The sequence below is a fragment of the Bacillus sp. B1-WWTP-T-0.5-Post-4 genome, from assembly GCF_009183795.1.
Lineage (GTDB): Bacteria > Bacillota > Bacilli > Bacillales > Bacillaceae_G > Bacillus_A > Bacillus_A cereus.
Map to the genome: position 1 here is coordinate 22,128 of NZ_WEIJ01000020.1, position 20,717 is coordinate 42,844.

Genomic DNA, 20,717 nt, shown 5'->3' on the forward strand with positions numbered 1-20,717 from the left:
TTGATAGCTCCTTTGATAGTACAAATACTAGTTACCTTGATAGCAATTATGCTATTTACTTTGGTAGCTACTTTGATAATAAGTTTGATAGCTACTTTGTTAGCAACCTTGATACATCATATTGTGGATGGCTTGGACATTATTAACACTTTTGTTTAAAAAAATTAAGCTTTGGTAAAAATGTGAGTAACAAAGTGTTTAAGAATAGGAGTGTTTAATTTGTTTGGTTTGGGGAAACCAATATCAAGGTTTGGTAAATTTCTAAGAAAAAACAATATTACTCAGACAGATTTGAAGGACTGGAGCGGAGTAAATCAAAATACACTTAGTCGAATTTCAAGATCAAACAAACACAAGCCATCAATGAGCAATGGTCAAAAAATAATTAAAGCTTTAAAGAAGAAAGGTTATAAAGTTGATTTTGATGATTTCTGGATGTAATTAGAAAATTAATCTTACAATTTTCTTCTTAAATTGGTATGATTTACTTAATTTAAGGGGGATGATTATATGAAGGTTGTCCAGTCAATATTTAGAGGGTTTCGTTTAATCAGTAGGATTGTTAATCCAATACTAAAGGCATTATCTAAAAGTAAATTCTAACTACATAGAAATTAAAAAAGCCGCCCACAGGACGGCTCTTATTTTTTATTAAACTATTCTTTTGTATAGAAATATTTAAGCCCTTTAGCATCTAACCATGCTGTTGCTCGATCTAGTTCATTACCTTGGCGGTAATTTGTCTCAAACCTAACTAGACCTTGCTTGTCTCCACCAGAAATGATACGAGATTCATATCCTAAAGAATCCATCATCCCTAACATTTCTGGTACTAACGCTGTTCCAAATTCATACGTAACAACTTTATTAAATTTATCCACTATAATCTCCACCTTTCCTGCTTCTTGTGTGTTATTTGATTTTTTAATGCTAGATGCTCTATTTGCACATTGATTTTTAAACCACTGAACACGTCCTTCATCTAACATTCGATGTGGACAGTACTTTCCGTTTCGTTCTTGATGAGTCTTAACTTTACTGATCGGTATATCAAACTGAATCATTAATTGAGCAATCACTTCAACTGCATTTAATTCAGCCTTGCGATACCTTTCTCCACCTGATTGCGAATAGCAAATTTCAATCCCAATACTATGACGATTTCCTCTTCCATTAGCACCGTCTCCAGCGTGCCATGCGTTTCTGTTAAAAGGAATTAACTGAATAGCTTCTTTATCATCCACAGCTATATGAAATGATGTTCCAGTACTATTGTTAGCGACATTGTTTCGCTCGTTTATAGCTGGAGCATCGTTATACGTATTGTGGAATGTAATCTCAGTTGGATTCATCTCATGCGGGCATAAAGCATCGTATCGACTTTTTGACACTAACATTTGTTTAATCTCCATTACTGAACATCTCCCTTTTTCTCTTCTTGTTTTTGTTTACCACCTAAAATTTCAACTGCATTTGTTAAAGCTTGTGGCAACGGAATACCCATTCGACCAGCATTTTCTAAAAGTGAAAGTAATTCATTGCCCATGAAGAAGAAAATTGTCGCTTCACGAATAGCGCTATTACTACCTAACGCTGCATCTAATTGAGCTGCCGCTCCAACTAAAAGAAAAAGCACCACCTTTTTGGCGATGCCTTTGAAACCAACTTTACTTTTTAGCTCTCCGTTGTATCCTGCTGCGACTACTCCTGTGATATAGTCGATAGCTGCCATGATTACTAGAACTTTCAATGTTGCATCCCATCCTCCCAAGAAATACCCACAGAAGCCACCAAAAGTGGCAATAAATGTTTTTAATAATACATCAATACGATCCATCTTTTCCTCTCCTTTTTTAGATAATAAAAAAAGACCAGCTTATGGCTGCTCTGGTTTCTCACTTATTAATTTTTGAACTAAATCTGTTAATGTAGACACATCGCTTGCTAGTGTCGCAACTTGCTCTTTTAGTTGTTTATTCTCACCTTTAACAGTAGTTAACTCTTCGTTAAATTGATGATACTGCTGTTGGAAAGCTGCAATAAAGATTGAAACAGTATTATATAAATTAATGGCCCGTTTCTCTTTATCTGTAAATATATCTTCCGTATCATCTGCAATCATACCGAAATACGTTTCAATTTCTTTTGTTGTATATGGTTCTGTTTGTTCTTCCGGCTTGTTCACACGCATTTGATACAGATCATACATGTCGTCCTTGAAGTTGTACTGTTTGATAGCTAAACTCATGATTTTATCAAGAGCTGAGAAAGGGATATCTTTTATGTTTTCTTTCATATTCCTAGCTGATGTAGGATTAAATGCTTTCGCCCACATTTGACCATTGGCATTTACATTTTCTTGCGCTCGCAGCGTTCTTAATTCTATATCTCGCCATCCATTACCATACACATCTTTAATTTGTAAATTCATATCATAGCCTGATACAAGACTTGCTCTTAGCATTAATCTTCCCATGTTTAAATCATGATCATTAACGCCATTGGCAAAGTATATACTGTTACCAGTACTTTTTCTATCAAAATGAAACTCACCATAGTCATTTTTAAAATAATGTGGTTCTGTTGTTGTCACTATAAACTTCCCGTATCCTCGAGCCCATCCTACTGAGTTAAAAACAATGTCATTCAAATTATCAAAGTATAATCTTCCGGCTGCATAGGTATACAGATGTCCACCGTCATTCTGCATTTGAATATATGATGACCATATACTATTACCTTCCGCATTTTGTCCTTTAGATATTCCAAGTGTAGCCCAAGCTTTAGATGGTTCTTCAACGCCATTAATTCGTGGAGTCGTTTGATAAATATAGAACGATCCTGTACCAGCGTATTTTCTATTATCAGAGCCAAGTACGAATGAAGGTTGGATACTTCCATCAGTTGTTTCCATAAATCCTATATAACCACGTGGTCTATCTAAATCAAAAATCTTCATGTCTTGCCTATTTATTTCAACAAATCTGTTTCCACTCGTTTTAAGTGTTACTCCTTCTAAAACTTGCCCTTTGATATGATCTGCTGTAATAAAACCTCTTAGGTTAATCCTGTTCGCATTCAAAGTAATGTTTTCTTTACTCATATTGAATGCTGCGATTACATCATTTTCTTTTACAGATATACTAACGCCCTTTTCAGTTAGCTGAAGACGGGTTTCCATATCTCTTACATAAGATGATGTAGCAAATTGCCCATTTGCTTGCTCTTTTGTATATACCTCTGTCTTTTTGGCTGAAGCATTGATACCCTGTTCATTGATAGTAAAGCGGTTATCAATCAAAGTCATTTTTTGATTAAATTGCTCAGTTGCAAGTTTGTTAGCTAATTCGCCCAATAAATCTTGTTTATTTTTATCGACTGTTTGCTTCAACTCAGGTATCTTAAATCCAGCAACATAATCTTCTACTTGTTTAAGCTCAACTTTTGCACCGATTGCTGTTGCCTGTTGTTCGAGTTTTGAATTTGCTTCAGTAAGCTTTTTCCCTTGATCTGATACTACATTATTTAAATTGCTCACTGTGGAAGATAATCCAGTTGCTGTTTGTTCTACTGTAGTCATGCGTTTTTCGAATCCGGCTTGGCTATCCTGCACCTTAGTTACAGTAGATTTTACGCCATCCACACTTTGCTCTAATTCATATGTTGATTTGCTGAAGTCTGTTGGAACAGATCCTTTTTCGAGTTTAGCTTTCTTGAAACGGAACCTTTTCCCTTTAGATGCTTCATTTCTAGCAAAACGAATTCTAAATCCCCAACCAGTAGCACGAACATCGATTTTGAATGTCCATGACTCACGACGCCAGTCTTTAGCTGGCACAGGCTTTTGTACTGACTCATTCCACGATCCATTGATGTATTGGAATAAAGTGAAATCTAAATTTATATCATTTTGAAGGTCTAAAGATATTGTTATATCTTTACCTTTTTCAAAGTCTCCTATTTTAGTGTTATCTAGATGGAATTGATAAAAGGCATCTGTATGATCTTGACATTCAATCGCTACATATTCGCCAGGCTGAACAAATGAAGTAACTTTATTCAATACCGCGCCACCGATCATCCCGATTGTTTGAGGTCTTTCGTTTGGACCTGTATTAATTAGCCAGTTTTCACCACCTACAGTACGAGCCTCAACCTGTTCTAACTTTGTTGAAATTTTTCCAGCTTCTTCTTTTATTTCTGTTGTAACTTTAGTGAACGTTCCAGAATCTTGTGTATCCTCTGGTGCAGGTCTCCACGGATAACCCTTCTTAGTCATTGAAATCATAGGAGATGATTGCTGGTAAGTAGCTTTTTTATCAGCGTTAGTTAATGTACTGTAATCAAACTCTAGTCGAATCTGAAAGATAGGGTTTTCTTTATTATTAAAATGTTCCTGTTTAACAAGCATCGTAAAATCAAAACGCTTCCAGTCTGTACTTACATCATTACCAACTGAATCAATTTGATTGTAGAAGTAGTTTCTACCAGTAGTTCCAGCAGGACAATCTTTTAAACGCGCACATACGCTATATGTGATAGTGTCTCCTACTTTTACCTTACCTTCATCAAACAATGTCTTCCATTGATAGGCTAGACCATGCCATGAACCAGTGATATCAACAACAGCATTTCCGTTGAATTTATCTTGTGATAACTTAACTGTTCCACCTTTAAAGATAACAGGTGCCACCAATTCTTTTGTTCCGATCATCAAGTTGGTAATATCACTATCTATAACGTCGACTTTTTTCTCTACTGATGTAATTAACTTTGTATTGCCATCCACAGTTGATGAAACCGTATTTAATTTATTGCTAATGTCAGTATCTTTTTTCGTTAACGATTCAATAGAAGTTTTAAATCCATTAGAATCCTGTTCAAACTGAGTTACTTTCTTATCGATTTCACCTTGTTTATTTTCGATATTAGAAATTGTACGACTGACACCTTGTAAACCTTCCTGTACTTTATTGAATTGTCCTGTAGCTTGATTCTGTGCTTCTTGTACCTTTTGGTTTAATTCTGTTTTTGTGGCCTCAATATCTTCATTAACCTGCTCAAGAGTTTCTTTCTTAACTGATTCAACATCTGGTACAACCGACTCCCAAGCTGTACCTGTCCATATTTTTAAAATACCAGGCTTTCCATTGCTAATATCACGCCAAAGTGTTTTATAAGGTTTAAGTCCTGTTGTCGGTGGATTCTTAGCTTCAATGATGTCTACCGTGTTATTTTTAAGATTCTCTTGCACTTTTTCAGCCAATGTTTTCGCTGCTTCGGATTCTTTCTTAGCATTATTAGCTGTTTCGTTTGCATCTTTCACTAATTTATCTAACTGATCTATCAGTTCTTGCTTACTTCCTAGTGAACTAAGAATACGATTGTAAATCTTTCGTAGTTCTTCATTTGGATCAGTAATTTCACGATAATCACCAAACACATATTTATCTTGTGTAGGATCTGTAAAAGATTCATCACCAGCGATTGTTCTCGCTTCTAAATAAAGCTTAGGTGTGAATCCAGTATCTTTAATTCGAATTGTATCTCCCTCATTGATTAACTCGTGAGCTAGTCCAAATACACGCCCTATACTTTGTGCTTGAACATCATAAGAAACCGAGGTATTCACACGTTTTGCTAACTCTGTTTTCATAAGAGTCAATAAACGTTCTGGTGTTATATCTTGTTCTGTTTCTGGTGTGTAAAATCCAAATTTATGTTTCCCTTTTTCGTTCCAACGTTGAAAAGCATCATTATCTACAATATATGGCATACCTTTGTTTATATCTGCAATAGTGAGAACTTCTCCGCCTTCTTTTTTGATAAAGCCGATTAAAGCTGTACAAATGTTTTGTGAGTTTTCAATACGCTTAATTCCAACTAAATCTTTACCTAACGTGACTTCTTTTCCAGTTTCTCTTCCTCTTTTTTTCACCATGTCTACATACCAACCTGCAATTTGAGAACCAACCACCTCAACACGGTATATAATTTCTAGTTCAAATAGGGAAGCAATCTTTTTTAATAAACTCAATGGATCTATAAATTCGTCAATAGTCATAGAGTGAAATCCAGCATACTCCGTTTTGCCACGTTTCCATTTTGTCCCTATAAGAGCAATATCCATAAATTCATTTACTGTCTTACCTTCAATTTTCTGTGGACGAATATAGTCATCTTTAGCAAGATTAATCCATGCACCTGATGCATAAGTAATGACGGATCTATCGTTAGGGTCTTTTTCTACTTCAGTGATTACATACGGAACAATACGCCCATCCCTTACTTCTTTTAATACTAAGTTTTGTTGCATAAGTGTTGCTGCATATGTCGTGTTATCAAATACTTTAAACTCTAAAGTATCGATATTATTCTTGATTTCCCAATGACGTTTATCATCCCAATAATCTTTTGGTTGTATAGCTGAAACGATTTGACTCGTTTTAAAATCAATAACATGCAAGACTCCACTTGGTGTTCTCATCTAAATCGCTCCCTATATTTAACCTTTGCTGTTCCGATATCAGAAGGCATAATTTCTAGTGTATTCAAACCTTTATTAATGACAGGGAAATTACTGAAAATGTCCTTAATATTAATTGCATCCTTCCCCTCAATCGTTACATGACTATTTTCTGTATCAATTACGACTTTATCGCCAACATCTACTATATAAGGCGGTGTGTTTTTCGTATTTAAATTCACTTTCCAAAACTTTAAATCACTAACTGACATCGCTTCTACTGGCGGTACATCCTGCCATTGCATAATGCTAATCTGTATTTGAGCTGCTTTTTCCATGTGATAGTTATTTTCATCAGTCCACCGTGCGAAACGTTCTGAATCATCTTTTTCTGTCCCAGGAAGGAATTTTGAAATATACGCTTCCCATACGTTTCCTGTTCTAGCTATCCACAATCGACCAAAATATTGATTCCATGTATTCGGATAATCACCGCTTTCATAAATCAATCCTGTTTTCCCTGGCTTATTATCGTATCCAATAACCATCGTTCCAAAATTTTGTTCGGCTTGCCAATAGAGATCGTTCATAGCAATTTTTGAAAGTACCTTACTATTTTCATCGAGTATTGCTATCTCAACTCGTCCCATTTCATTGATTTTCTTACTCTTACAAGTAACGTAGGCTTGCATAATAAAATCTTGTACAGGACCACCAGGTATACTCTTTTTAACAGCTGCACCATGCCATCCTTTACCTGTTCCAGTACCAAAATCAGAACAATAAAATTGATATTTATCTGATTTCATTTCGCCAACTGGCTCACCATCTTCCATTGCACTGACTTTACTCCATCCGACTGTAGTAGCCATTTCATCCCATACGATACGCTGATTCCTTTCTACAGGCTTTTCCACAGTTTTTAGTGGCATACCGATACGAAAATAATCTCGATCACTTAAGGATACTCCGCCGAACCATACATCTAAAAAAGTGTTTGGTTTCGTAATGTTAACCTCGATAATAGGATTAGAATGAACGGTTCCTTTGTTTTGAACATTTGCTGTTAACCCAAGCGCACCTGTTTGAAAATCTACTGTTCGAGTAGGTCCTAATTTATAAGGCATTGGACAAATGAATTTCAAAGTACCTTTACCTAACGTAACGAAATCATCAGGATTAAAATCTTCATCAATTATAGCTAAATATGTTCGATCAGGAGTTGCATCAAATACTAGCTCAACTGCTTCTTCTGTAATTAACCATGCTGCTATTTCTTCTTTTAACGTTTCTAAATCTGTTCTATCTGGAACGATAATTCCTACAGGAACAGGAAGTGGACGAGGATCTGTATCCGTTCCTAATAATCTTGCGCCTGGATATCCAGGTATTTTTAAGAAATTACGTTTTAGAGGTGCCCATGTTGGTGGACTCCATCCTTTTTCTATTTGAATATATTCTTTTCGTTGATTGTTAAATGTAAAAGAGCTCATTTTGACACCCCATTTCTTTATAAAATAAAAGAAACCCAAACCTAAAAGGCTGAGTTTCTCTTGTTTTCTCTATCTTGATATTCAGTTGTATATCGATAAGTACCACGTGCAACTTCTCGTCCATCTAAATTAACAGGCACTTCAATTGCTAATCCGCCACCTGGGACCGCAAATTCACCATTTATTCCTTGAGTTTGATACAACCCATTAGCTTGTGCTCCTAAATTACCTACATTAACTGTTGGTACTGCCGCTGCACTCATTGTTTTAGAAGCTTGATTAATAATCCCTATTGAATTTTTCATGCCCTCTGCAAGTCCATCCCCAATACTTTTCCCAGCTCTGTTACCCATTTGACTAAACTGTTTAAAAGTATTATTCACAGTATTAAAGATGTTTTCAAATGCGGAGGATAACATATTATCTTTATTTGGATTTAAATTCGGATCATTATAGAAGTCTTTAAAAATTTGTTCTCTAAATCCAGCAACTTTTTTACCGATTTCTAGCCACTTTCCTGATTCTACAAATTCCTCTTCTAATATTTCTTGAAATGGATCGCCACTCTCTAACACACTACGTATATAACGTGCTACAGGGTTATCAGCACTCATACCGCTATTAACATCATAACCCTCTAGTTCTTTACCAACTGCTTTCAATGCATCTCTCATGTCCACTGGTAAATGTGTAATCCAGTCATTTAGATAATCACCGTCTTCAAATATTGCTTCAAAGTATTTTTGAAGTGGATTATTATTCATCATTCCATTCATATTTGAACGATTAAATGCATTTAAGGTGTTTTCTAGAATACCAAATACAGAATTTGATAGGTCTTGTACTACTTGAAGAACTACACCTGAAGATTGTTGGATACCGACTGCAAGACCACTACCAATATGTTTACCAACTTTATCACGCATCACACGTGATGGACTGTGGATATCAAAGAATCCAGTAAAACCATCTAAAATGCTGTTACCAATTGATCTAACTTTGTCCATTACTTTTCCAGCCATACTACCAATACCGTCAATCAGACCGCTTATAATGTCTTTCCCTATCTTAATTAAATCAACTTTCCTTAAAGTATCAACAATCTTCGGTATAATATCTGTTACGATTGTAGACCCTAATTGTCCTACCATGCTTACAATTCCTTTTATTAAAGCCCAAATCAATTGAACACCAGCTTCAAGGATTTTAGGTAAATTTTTAATTAATTCTCCTGCTAAAGTAATGATAAGTTTTAATGCTGCGGATATTAATTCTGGTAGAACTTTTATAATACCAGTAATTAACATGAGCAAAATTTTGATACCAGCTTCAAGGATCTTTGGCAAGTTAGCGATTAATGTGGATGCAATTTTAACAATTAAATCTAAGGCCGCATTAATAAGTTGCGGTAAGACTTTTACAATTCCATCGATAATAGCCATTAGAATTTTTATACCCGATTCAATTATTTTAGGTAAGTTTGCTAGTAATGTATCTGCTATTTTTGTTATAAGATTTATTGCTAAATCTATTAATTGCGGTAGCATTTTTATGATTCCATCTATTAAGCTTGTTAAAACTTTAACACCTGCTTCAATAATCATAGGTAAATTTGCGGTAATGGCTTCAATCAAAGTCGTAATGACTGTGATAATTGCTAAAGCAATCATAGGTAAGGCTTGTGTAATACCTGTGATTAATGAAACTAATAAATTTATTCCTATTTCAATTAACTGAGGTAAAAATGACATAATCCCATTAATAATGGTCTCGATAATCGTTACAGCTATTGGAATTAATTGCGGAATCATCTGCATAATTCCATTAATTAAAGTCATAATCAATTGAAGCCCTGTCTCGATAAGAGTAGGTAAGACCTGTACAATTCCAGAAATTAATGTTTGAATAATTTGAATCCCCGTTTGAATAATCATAGGAAGATAAGTTGCAATCATTTGCGAAATTGTATTAATGATTCCAACAATGGCTTCAAGAATAATTGGAGCCGCTACAACCAAACCATTCACAAGACTTGAAATCATTTGAGATCCAGCTTCAAGAAATTGTGGTAATGCTGTTGTTACGAAATTTGCTATATTGGTAAAGATATTTGTTATGGTTTCAAGAATTATTCCTGAGTTTGCATTTAAATACTCTGATATCGCTGGCAAATAACGAGATACAGAGACCAGAACACCAGGAAGTCCACCAATAATTGCGCCTGCTATAGAAGGACCAATTGTCTTGAAAATTTCTCCTAATTGACTGAAATCCCCCGAAAAAACAGCTTTAACAGCATCAAAAAGATGAAGACACGCTTCGCGTATTTTATTTACTGCCATACCAATGACTTGTGCTGCATTTTGAAATCCTTCGGGAAGGTGAGTGATCCAATCATTTAAGTAATCTCCATCTGCCGCTGTCCAAAATAGGTATTTACCTAATGATACTAAGATATCGATAAAACTTTGTATTCCACTTATCACACCAGTAATACTATTTTTAAAACCTTCATTTGTTTGCCACAAATTTTTTATTCCGATTACCAATCCTACTATCGCTGCGGTGGCGGCTATAAATCCTCCTACCACTAATGCAACTGGACCAGCAACAGCCCCAATACTTACACCTACTATTCCAGCTATACTGGATAAGGTGACAAATACCGGGGCTAAAGCCATGCAAGCTCCGATTAATATTCCTAATGCAACCGTAATTGTGGTTAATGCTGCGGCTAATGCCGGGTGTGCCGAAACCCAACTTGCAAATGCTCCAATAATGTTGGCTACTATGCCTAAAAGTGGCTCAAGTGCCATTTTCAAATCTCCCATTGCTTTTTGGAACTTTACAGCTGGACTTGCATCCATTTTCTTAATCATTGCATTTAACTCTTCTTGACTCACATTTAAATCTATAACTTTACCTTGAGCATTTAACAATGTATCTATAATGTTTTGCCCTTGATCTTCAAACATTGTCATTTTGTTATCGTAAAGGCTTTTTATCCTCTACTTCTTGCACTTCCTATTTATGCAAGCTCGGCATACGTTTTCACTAATAAGTGTCGCGGTCTCGTGGAGGGATTATATCTTTTCACCCTCTATGCTCTGCCCCTGACTATATTTTATATAGCCTTCGGTTCAAGTTAGGAATCTCACCCTTCTTGCTTAATACCGCAATTTTACTTCGGCACAATTTATCATCTACCGAAGAGCTTAACACCAATCTCATTTCGCTTTGTTTCATTTTCAACCTCATTTAAAGCTTTAGCGATACTTGTCATAGCGGCTGAACCTTCTTTACCACCTTTTGCTACAGATTGTCCCCATTTTTGTAATTGATCGGCTGAAATTTTCGTACCTTCAAGGGATTCCTTCATTGATTTATCGACTTCTTTACCAAACTCGGCCGCTTTAATCCGCCCTTCTTTCAGTCCATCTAAGAGATTATCAATCATTTACATTCAACGTGATTCGCAACGTCACGCCCGTTCTTTTATGAACTGCTATACGTCACCGCATAGATTAGACTATATCTTCAACTACTTGAGTTGCTCCCCGTTTCGAGTGTCATTTGCTTACACCCTACGTCTTTCGACTAGTCGTTGCACGTTCCTTAATTAAAAGGCTTCGCTCAGTATTGTCTCATTTGAGAGTTTCACTGAATTAAAGGAGTTTTTCATTGTATGTCGCCATACAAGGGAACTATAATCTAATTCCAAGTGCCTGTATCAACACCAGCTGCCATAATAGCTTGTACTTCTTCAGCTGTATACCCAGCTCGTGTTAACTGCCCGCCATATTCAGCAATGATATCTAATTGTTCTGGAGGAAATCCCATTTTTAATAATGCATTTGTTAAAGCTAAAGCACTATCATTTGTTATTCCTAATTCACTGCCAACCTCATTTGTTTCTTGGATTAATTCTGTAAAATCAATGCCAGCATAAGAAGTCGCAATTGCTGAAGCTCCCTTTACAATAGCTGTATTTGCTTCATCACTTACATTTTTGTTTAAAGCCCATTGCCTACGCGTTCCTTCAAGAGCTTCCTCCACATCTACACCATATGCTTCAATTCCACGAACAGCTTGTTCAACTGATTTCTTTGAAGAAGGTGGAACTTCAAATGTTACGTCAATTTTTGTTTTTAGTTTAGAAGTATCAAGAGCCTTTTCGATTACTCCTGATATACCGCCAGCTGCCATCGCTCCACCTAACATATTTTCTAAACCGATATCTAATTCTTTGAAGCTTTTCCCGGCTCTTTCAGCTTCACGTGAAAGGTCCCTTAAATCATTTCGAACTTGTTGTATTGAATTACCATCATCAACAGAACGAAGCGCACGTTGTAACTTTTCAATATCAGCTTCTGCTCCCAATGCTTCACGACCAATAAGACCAATTGCTTGATCTAACTGCCTACTGGTAGCCGTGCCACTTTTAATTGCATTCACAAGACGATTTCCTAACGCTCCTGCAAAATCATCAACGCTTTTCCCTGTAGCTCTAAATAAGGTTTCTAATTGTCTTGTTGAACTTGCTACATTCTCTTGTTCGGCTTTTAATCCAGCAAGTTTCCCTTTCAGGCCATTAAGCGATCCTTCTGTAAATTCAATTTCACGCCTAAATGCACGATATTGTTCTTCAGAAATCTTTCCGTTTTGAAACTGAGCTTGTACTTGTTGTTCGGCTGCCTTCAATTTATCTAGCTTTTGGGTTGTATTTTCAATTGCTTGTGTAAGTAATTGTTGCTTTTGCGCTAATGCTTCAACATTACCTGGATTAAATTTTAAAAGACGTTCAACATCTTTTAATTCTTTTGTTAAATCGTTACTTCGTTTGTTTACATCTTTTAACGCGTTTTGTAACGGCTCTGTATTTCCACCAATTTCAATCGTAATCCCTTTAATTCTTCCTGCCATTTTCTCACCTCTCTTCTTTAGAAATTGTTAAAGTCTGCTTGCGTTGCTTTACGCGTTTTTTCTTGTGGTGGTTTCTGCATTTCTAAATACTCATCGATATAATCAAGGCACATACCAATTGTCATATCTTCTAAATCAGCCTTTGTAAGTTTGCATTTATAACACAAAACAAGGAACGTCTCAGTGGTGAATACATCACCCTGATCCGCTCCTTGTTGACAATTAGTATTGCTATCTACAACTTTTTTTTAGATTGAATTGTGGAAGCTATCATATCTTGAATATCTTCTAAGATTTCAATGATTGGAAATTCATCAAATGAATCTAACCATACCATCGGTTCTGGTATCTTTGGATCAGCTGTTTTCGCCATAGTCCAAACAAGATTATAAAACACTTCGAAATCCACACTATCTAACTTACTTGGATCTAGATTTTCCATATCGATTTTCCCAAGTGGTGCTAACTTGAGAAGTTGTGCAAAATAATCCTTTCCAAATTGCGCTTTAAATCGGACTGGTGTCCCTCCTGTACTTTTCAAACGAATATCTTGACCATCTACTGTAATTGTCTTTTCCATTTACTATTACGCTCCTTTTGGTGCTGCTGGTTTTTTAACGTATACTTCTTTGTACCAATTATCATAAATTGCTTGAGTTGTTTTAGATGTTGTTTTTGTTTTAACCATTGGTCTTCCACCAGGAGCTAAAACGATTGGACTAGAAACAAACTTCAGTTCATTTGTATTTGGTTCGGCTGAATTTGTTTTTGTTTTAGATGCAATTGTTGGACGACTCGCTGCACAGTTATACATAACATGTCGAGTAGCATTTACATCGCCATCGAATTCAAATAGTAATGCAAATGGTTTCCCTTTAGCATCAGCTAATTCATTTAATACACCATCTGTCTCATCTAATTGTTCGCCTAACGCATCAATAGCAAATTGCTCTGGAATAGTGGCAATATTTAATGTTCCATCGTAACCTTGGTTATTACTTGCTGCGTAATAAAGCATGTCATCTGCATAGAATTCAATTAAATCACCACGCGGCTCAAATGTTAGTTCAACCCCACCAGGCAATGGAATCGGTGTTGCAAACTTTACTAAAAAATCTTGAGTATCAAATGGGACATAATGTACATTCTTTAAACCAAACGTAACTTTATTTTCTTTAAGCATTTATATCAACCTCATTTCATATATTTTCTGATACATATTTTCAGATTCAATAATTCCTTCAATCGGTGAGTCATAAGGAATCTCATGATCGTCTAGAACTTTTTCAAGTTTGGCCTCTACAACTAAGTTTTTTTTAGTTGTATAAAGCTCTATATTTAAATCATTTATTTTGTGATAAACCTTGTTATCAGCCATTAAATTTGCTGATCCATCCACAAGGAAACATATATAAGGTGGCGCTGGAACTGGCTTGGTCGGCGTTGCTGTGAAATGCGAATAAGCCACAGGATAACCTGTAGCCTCAAGGATTTTTGTTAATTCACCTAACGTCATTGTTGAACCGCCCTTTCAATACGTCTTGGCAATTCATCAATTACATATTCTTCAACTGGACGGATATGCACCTGTGCCGGAACACGCCCACCGCCAACTTTCGCATGTCCTTTTTCTAACAGGTGTGTTAATTGTCCTTGAGTATTATGGATAACAACACCATTGCCTTCTTTTTTCTTACGCCAACCTTTACGATATGCACCTGTTTTTTTAGGACTTTTCTGCTTTAATTTTTCTATGGCAACATCAGAAACTTCTTCTTGCGCTGTCAGTAATTCCTCTTCCACAACATTCGCATATCTTTGTAATTCTCTAGCAATCTCACTCGCAAAATCATTCATATTAAGTATGCTCCTTTGCGATAATAGTCAATGTTTGATACATTTCATCATCATTCATTGGCGGTTCGATAATGTCAAAGATACGATTTTTCATTTTAATTCGCATTAACTCTGTAATACCTGTTGTATAAGGAGTCACAAACCTATAAATTCGTGTAGACTGTGAAGCTGAAGCTTCAATGTACTCCGAACCTTTTACCGTTTTTATCATTGACCAGGCTTTTTTTACTTCTTGCCAATTACCTGTTTCAACCTCTTGATTCAATTCATCTTTTATTACTTCAGGTTGTTCAACGATAATTCGATTTCTAAAATCACCTGTATTCAGTGGTTTCTTGTACTGAAAAGGACGCATATTAATCACCGTCCAATTTAATTTCTTCTAATGCTTTATCGATACCTAAACTATTAATCTGACTTAAAAAATTCTTGTCAAAATACTCTAATGCATCGTTATAGACATAACGAGAACGTTCAAAGACTAATTCTTTGAACTCCTCGTCTTTATTTAAATCATAATTCCCACAAACCCTAAGTAATGCCTTGTTAGACGTAGAAAGGATGCGCTTTAGGTTATCATCTTCCTCATCCCCTAAGTGCATCCTATCTTTAAATTCTTGTAATACTACATCTGAAATTACTGTTTCCATTCACATCATCCTTGTGTCGGTGGCGTTACTTCTTCAAGTTTCAGTGTATAAACTTGTGAAGTGTATTTATCCTTCGGTTTACCTGTAGCATATTGTTTAGCAATATAAACAGTTGCATCTTCTAAAGCTAATGTTTCTTCATACTTCTTGATTGGCTCTGTTCCACCCATTGCCGCAACATATTGACCTTTAACAAAGAATAATACTTTTCCTTGAGGTACAAACACTGATTCTGTAAGGATTGGGTTAAATGGCAAGCTAGTTACATATACTCCGGCTGCATTTTGAATTGTCGCGTTTGCCTGAATATCAAAAGTATCAAACGGATTAGTTACCATAACTACTTTACCAGCAATATTTTTTGGTCGATCTGCGTCTGAACCATCAGCATTTAATTTTTTAGCTAACAATTTAACAACGCCTTTTAATTCGTTGATTGTTTTACGACCTGGTTCAAATGTTAAAGTACCTACTGGCTTTTTATCTGGATACACTCCGCCAACTACACTTCCACTTGGATCTTTTAATAACCCAATAGGTTCATTCTTACCTGTACCAGCTACAAATCCACGTTCTAAGCCTACTTTCATCGCTTCTGTAATCATTGTGCGAACATATCGTTCTACCCATACTGGACCAAGTTTTAACATGTCATTTGCTAACGGAATAAATGCCGTTAATTTAAGTTGTGAAATGCTATCTTTACGGAATGTAGCATTTAATTGACCTTTAATACCATCAAATAATGGCCCCCATACCGCTGCACCTTCTGGATCTCCGTAAACGAATTCTGTTACTGCACCTAAATTCTCTAAACCAATATGTTGTAAGAAAGGATGATCTTCAACTAAGTCATCAAAAATACGTTCTTGAGTTGTTTTAGGTAAAGTTTCAGTAGACTTAAATCCACCTTCTTCAACTACTGCATTAAAGAACTTCATTTCTTCACTTGTTAATACATTAGCACCACGAGACTGCATAATAGAACGATCTACCATTGATTCATTCACTTGATTTAAAATATCTGCTCGTACATCTGTAGCAAGTGCTCCAATCATAGAATTTAATGCTGCTGTTTGTTCTTCTGGTGTACCTTCCTGTGTAGCTTTCGCAAATGCTAGTTTCTTTTCTTCAAAATTATTAAATTTAATAACCATATTTTATTTTCCTCCTAAATTTAAAAAGAGCGTACTCAAATTCTGTTTTGTATTAACAGGTACTTGAATAGGCTCTTTTGGATTTGTATTTGTTTGTAAATCATTCAGAATTTCGGTTTTTAGGCCTAATAGTGCAGCGTTTAAATCTTCTTTTGTAATTCCTTGGCCCTTGTTCATTGTTCCATTTCTAAAACCATCGATTACTTTCTGTGGAAGCATGGCAGCAGTAGCAGTTGAAGCTGTCATTTTAACTGGATTCTCCATAAACATGATTTCATCCACAAAATTATTTTCTAATGCTTGTTGTGGTCCCATCCATGTTTCATCAGCCATCATATTAAGTAACTCTTCTTCTGATTTACCACTTTTAATGACATAAGCATTTACAAGTGTACGATCAGTTACTTTTAACATCTCAGCTGCTTTTGACATATCACGATGATCTCCACCACTCAACATAGAAGCGTTATGAATCATAATCTGTGCTGTAGGGGAAATACGCACCTTATCACCAGCCATCGCAATAATAGAAGCTGCACTTGCCGCTAAACCAACAATTTGAACTTCCACATGACCAGGATAATTTTTTAATGCTGTGTAAATTTCCGAACCCTCATCTACATAACCACCAGGACTATTGATTGACACAATTAAATCCTCACTATTTGCGTTATCAAGTTGTTTTGTAATCTTCCCTGGGCTTGTTGCATCCATTTCAAACCAATCATAAATCCAAGCTTCATCATTTGAAATAATTGGCCCTTTAACGTCAATTTTCACCGTCATTTGTATTCTCACCTCCTTCAGATTCAGTTAATTTCGTATAGTTTTTCGTAATATGATGTGTATTTAAATTAGGATCATCTGAAATTTCATATCCTACTTCTAATCGAATTTCATTTCCTGTAAATGCACTTGAAGAAATGAGTTTATCAATACTTGTAGCGAGATCAAATATACTTTGATAAGATACAGCTTTAACTTCAATTTTTTTACCTAAAAGATACTCTTCTTTTTCAAAAAATTTAACGTTAGCTTCATCAGAAATCTTTTTCAACAAAGGTTTCACTGTGAAAAGCATGTAGTTTTTAGTTTGTTTTTCTACATCAGCCATTTCACCATAGATTAAAGCTGTAGGTATCCCCATTGCCATTGCTACTTGATTTAAAAAACCATTTGTAACTTTATTTATTTCTTCCACACTAGGGCCATTAGCAGATCCATTATAAACTTCTTTGTACTCGATTCCTTTTTGCTGCGGAACAATAGCAATATCTTTCTTACCAATTGCTTGATACATGTCATCTATGAATTTCTGTAACTTATCCACTTGTTCTTGTGTTTTAGCACCGATCATATCCATATCAACTACGCCACGAATTTGATTTTTTCGTTTCTGAGAACTTAAAATTCTTCCGAATAAGTCGCCATAATCAGCAAATAGTCCATCGATAAGTGGTGATAACTTATCATTTCGATATTTCAAATGGATAACTTCACTTTGTTTAAAACTTCTCTTAAACTGATAATCTTTTACTGTGACATTCGTAAATGTATCTTCAAACACAGCATATTCGTTATGTTCAAAGTCATCAGCAATAAGTAAATCTCCATCATCAGCTTGAATAGCTAAACATTCATTATCATAAACAAGCTTTCGAATGAATATTTCCCAAAATGTACTTGCTGTCATGTTTTTATTCGGCCTAACATTTAACCGATAATATAGTTCGTTTTTTTCGAACTCATCACCATTTTTCACCCTAAATTCTGATTGACTAATTGTTCTCCCTAATAAAGATATACAAGTATCAATAGCTAATCGCTTCATGTGGACTCTGTTTGCTGTATCAATAAACATATCTACATCAAACATAAATTTAATTTCCTTGTTTTTGTTTAATACATCACTGATCCATCCAATTATCATCACCCCCTTTATTAGAATTTAATATCACCTATAATGAAATCTGTTACTTCTTGTATTTCATCAGCCCTATAAAGAGCGTGTACAAAACACTGGAAACCATCAGTCTTTCTACGAACCGGCTCCTTCTTCTCATAAACTTTGTTACCATCAGCTTTAATAACAACCAATACGTTTTGTGTATACCAACGCATCATAGGATTATCATCAAAAACGATTTGTTTATTTGCGAATGCCATTTCAATTCGAGGTGCTAGCAAACTATGAATCGCTCTAGGATTCCTTATAACTTCTATTTCAAAGCCTTCAGCCTCTAAAAGTGGCCTTATTGCTTCCATACGGAAATTATCAGCAATAACTTTTTTCAATCCATATGATTCACGCATTTCAACAAACCAATCAACGATGTGTTGAGGATTAATAGTTGGTTCATCCACAACAGTTAATAAACCTTGCTCTTCCCATTCCCTAATTGGTGCATATTTCTCTTTTTTAAATTCCTTTGCTTTTTTAGAATATCCATAGTAAATATCAACAAACTCTTTTCGAACAAACGAATGAGTTTTGAAAATATATTCACCATCTACCCTGAATAAAAGACCACAAGCAGCGAAATCCCTAATACTAGCAAAATCTAGGGCTCCAATACATTCTTGGCCGTACAATTCAGGAAACGGACGATTTGTTGCTTTAATTTCTTCCCACTTTGCAACCGAACGTTCTAAATCTGACACAGGTAAATTCATTCGTTTTGTCATGAATTCAATTCGGTTATCTGGATCATCTTCTAAATCTTCATATTCTTCCTTCATCGTTTCAAATAAGCCTTCAGCATATTCACTTAATGGCTTTGATAACATAGGATTTGCGAATTCCCATTTATCTAAATCGTCAACTTCTCTTTCGTCATTAAGCTTACAGATAAAGGGGAAAACAGCATTTGGGCGCGCTTCACCTCTTAAAACTTTCATTGCTTTTTCTTTTAATTTATCTAAGAAACCATCTCGTACATATCCATCTGTACCAATATAAAACTCACGCGGATTCTTTCTTTTTCCCAAGCCGCTGATGTGGACGCGGACATCTTTATTACTTTCATATCGATGTATTTCATCGAAAACTACCGCACCGTCTCGCAAACCATCTTTTGTATCTCCGTTTGATGTTCTAAACTTCAATACACTTGTAGTAGCTCTTGAAGTAGTTTGTGTTTCAGTTGCTTTGAAAGCCTTTTTTAACGTTTCATGTCTGCGAACTGTTTTCTTTACTTCATCAGGGCTTGTCTTCGCTTGTTCTTCACTATTTGCAACAACAGATATGTTATATTCAGGTATCCCATGTAATTCACTAATTAAAAAATGAGCGATAACTGATATTAAACCGTTTTTACCACCACCGCGCCCTAACATCCACAAGAACTTGCGATAAAATACACGGCCATTCTTCTTATAAAGTAAAAAAACGAATGCTATTAAGAATTTTTGAAATGGTTGCAAAGGAAAATACCACTTCTCACCGAAATTGATACAATCCTGAATCATTTCATCATCAAAATACAAATCGTCTCTGTTTAAAACATATTCTTCTAGATAATTAATTAACAGTTCTCTTTCTTTGTTGAACTTTACCTTTCCTGAACGATAAAGATCAATGTATTCTTCCACATACTTTTGCTTAATCATGTTAAATCACTTTTGCTATATCCAGTATTTGAATTATCAGTCTTAGGAGGATTAAAATCTAATCCTAAATCCTTTCCTAATGCAATTAATGAACTGTTAATTTTATTTTTCTCCGCAATCGCTGGGTTTGGTTTGGTGAACTTTTGCGATCCGTTAATTGTAGTAATCATTGTCCCAAACTCTTCAATAGCTTCATCCAATTGATAGTACAATTCTAAGAGGTTTAAATACCTCTCAACCTTCTCAACTTGAATGCTATTTTCTTCATCTATTCGATTTAATAGTTCTCTTTTTACTTTCGCTTTGTTCTTCACAGTCACCACCCCCCTTACGTGCGTAAATTTAGCAAAAAAACCTGACAGTTAACCCCCTCCTCCGGTGCCCCTTAGAGCATTTTTTCATGAAATTATTTAAGGGGGGGTGTTATTACCGAACCATTTTTACCACTTTTCATCGTTTTCCCATTTGTTTATCTTTTTAACAAACACTCTACCGTGTTCTTTATTATGGCAATCCACACAGACTGTTTCTAAGTTATCTATTTCTAATGCAAGTTCTGGAT

20 protein-coding genes and 1 pseudogene are annotated in these 20,717 nt (G+C 35.4%); 1 reads left to right on the top strand and 20 read right to left on the bottom strand.

Annotated features, from left to right (window positions below):
- Positions 1-219: 219 nt before the first annotated feature.
- Complete coding sequence (locus GBN91_RS27950) at positions 220-441, top strand: helix-turn-helix domain-containing protein (protein ID WP_072191408.1); 222 nt, start codon at positions 220-222, stop codon at positions 439-441.
- A gap of 215 nt (positions 442-656) precedes the next feature.
- Here the strand turns inward: GBN91_RS27950 and GBN91_RS27955 are convergent, their stop codons facing one another.
- From GBN91_RS27955 to GBN91_RS28045, 20 genes and pseudogenes are all read right to left on the bottom strand, one after another.
- Positions 657-1,412: an N-acetylmuramoyl-L-alanine amidase gene (locus GBN91_RS27955; protein ID WP_152122832.1), complete on the bottom strand. Its 756-nt coding sequence runs from the start codon at positions 1,410-1,412 to the stop codon at positions 657-659.
- Positions 1,412-1,837 carry a phage holin family protein gene (locus GBN91_RS27960; protein ID WP_016513771.1) on the bottom strand — a complete coding sequence of 142 codons (426 nt, stop codon included), beginning with the start codon at positions 1,835-1,837 and terminating at the stop codon, positions 1,412-1,414. The genes GBN91_RS27955 and GBN91_RS27960 overlap by 1 nt, the downstream gene beginning before the upstream one ends.
- Before the next feature lie 39 nt (positions 1,838-1,876).
- The gene (locus GBN91_RS27965) at positions 1,877-6,487 is read right to left on the bottom strand and encodes a phage tail spike protein (RefSeq protein ID WP_152122833.1); all 4,611 of its coding nucleotides are present in this window, start codon (positions 6,485-6,487) and stop codon (positions 1,877-1,879) included.
- A complete protein-coding gene (locus GBN91_RS27970) occupies positions 6,484-7,959 on the bottom strand; it encodes a distal tail protein Dit (RefSeq protein WP_152122836.1) in 1,476 nt (491 codons plus the stop codon). The genes GBN91_RS27965 and GBN91_RS27970 overlap by 4 nt, the downstream gene beginning before the upstream one ends.
- Before the next feature lie 41 nt (positions 7,960-8,000).
- Positions 8,001-10,940 (bottom strand): phage tail protein, encoded by a 2,940-nt coding sequence (locus tag GBN91_RS27975; protein ID WP_152122838.1) that lies wholly within the window; start codon positions 10,938-10,940, stop codon positions 8,001-8,003.
- 218 nt (positions 10,941-11,158) lie between these two features.
- On the bottom strand, positions 11,159-11,416 hold the full coding sequence (locus tag GBN91_RS27980; RefSeq protein WP_152122840.1) for a hypothetical protein: 258 nt from the start codon (positions 11,414-11,416) through the stop codon (positions 11,159-11,161).
- Positions 11,417-11,673: 257 nt separating this feature from the next.
- Positions 11,674-12,882: pseudogene (locus tag GBN91_RS27985) on the bottom strand (hypothetical protein); the annotation flags it as partial.
- Positions 12,883-12,899: 17 nt separating this feature from the next.
- Positions 12,900-13,049 (bottom strand): hypothetical protein, encoded by a 150-nt coding sequence (locus GBN91_RS29100; RefSeq protein ID WP_000338226.1) that lies wholly within the window; start codon positions 13,047-13,049, stop codon positions 12,900-12,902.
- Between the two features lie 68 nt (positions 13,050-13,117).
- Entirely contained in the window at positions 13,118-13,462 is a 345-nt protein-coding gene (locus tag GBN91_RS27990; RefSeq protein WP_000415940.1) for a hypothetical protein, read from the bottom strand.
- Between the two features lie 6 nt (positions 13,463-13,468).
- A complete protein-coding gene (locus tag GBN91_RS27995; RefSeq protein ID WP_089148342.1) occupies positions 13,469-14,065 on the bottom strand; it encodes a major tail protein in 597 nt (198 codons plus the stop codon).
- Positions 14,066-14,398: a hypothetical protein gene (locus tag GBN91_RS28000; protein WP_152122845.1), complete on the bottom strand. Its 333-nt coding sequence runs from the start codon at positions 14,396-14,398 to the stop codon at positions 14,066-14,068. It abuts the gene before it with no gap.
- Positions 14,395-14,739 carry an HK97 gp10 family phage protein gene (locus tag GBN91_RS28005; protein WP_152122846.1) on the bottom strand — a complete coding sequence of 115 codons (345 nt, stop codon included), beginning with the start codon at positions 14,737-14,739 and terminating at the stop codon, positions 14,395-14,397. Before GBN91_RS28005 ends, GBN91_RS28000 begins: the two co-directional genes overlap by 4 nt.
- A gap of 1 nt (position 14,740) precedes the next feature.
- Complete coding sequence (locus GBN91_RS28010) at positions 14,741-15,094, bottom strand: phage head closure protein (RefSeq protein WP_152122848.1); 354 nt, start codon at positions 15,092-15,094, stop codon at positions 14,741-14,743.
- 1 nt (position 15,095) lies between these two features.
- On the bottom strand, positions 15,096-15,389 hold the full coding sequence (locus tag GBN91_RS28015) for a hypothetical protein (RefSeq protein WP_152122850.1): 294 nt from the start codon (positions 15,387-15,389) through the stop codon (positions 15,096-15,098).
- Positions 15,390-15,394: 5 nt separating this feature from the next.
- Positions 15,395-16,546, bottom strand: a complete 1,152-nt coding sequence (locus GBN91_RS28020) for a phage major capsid protein (protein WP_098223524.1) — start codon at positions 16,544-16,546, stop codon at positions 15,395-15,397.
- Between the two features lie 3 nt (positions 16,547-16,549).
- The gene (locus tag GBN91_RS28025; RefSeq protein WP_152122852.1) at positions 16,550-17,332 is read right to left on the bottom strand and encodes a head maturation protease, ClpP-related; all 783 of its coding nucleotides are present in this window, start codon (positions 17,330-17,332) and stop codon (positions 16,550-16,552) included.
- A complete protein-coding gene (locus tag GBN91_RS28030; protein ID WP_152122854.1) occupies positions 17,316-18,476 on the bottom strand; it encodes a phage portal protein in 1,161 nt (386 codons plus the stop codon). Before GBN91_RS28030 ends, GBN91_RS28025 begins: the two co-directional genes overlap by 17 nt.
- A gap of 11 nt (positions 18,477-18,487) precedes the next feature.
- Positions 18,488-20,155: a terminase TerL endonuclease subunit gene (locus tag GBN91_RS28035; protein WP_152122856.1), complete on the bottom strand. Its 1,668-nt coding sequence runs from the start codon at positions 20,153-20,155 to the stop codon at positions 18,488-18,490.
- Positions 20,152-20,469 carry a P27 family phage terminase small subunit gene (locus tag GBN91_RS28040; RefSeq protein ID WP_097981711.1) on the bottom strand — a complete coding sequence of 106 codons (318 nt, stop codon included), beginning with the start codon at positions 20,467-20,469 and terminating at the stop codon, positions 20,152-20,154. The genes GBN91_RS28035 and GBN91_RS28040 overlap by 4 nt, the downstream gene beginning before the upstream one ends.
- Positions 20,470-20,595: 126 nt before the next feature.
- Positions 20,596-20,717: HNH endonuclease (locus GBN91_RS28045; protein WP_193222137.1), on the bottom strand; the 122-nt coding region annotated here is incomplete at its 5' end.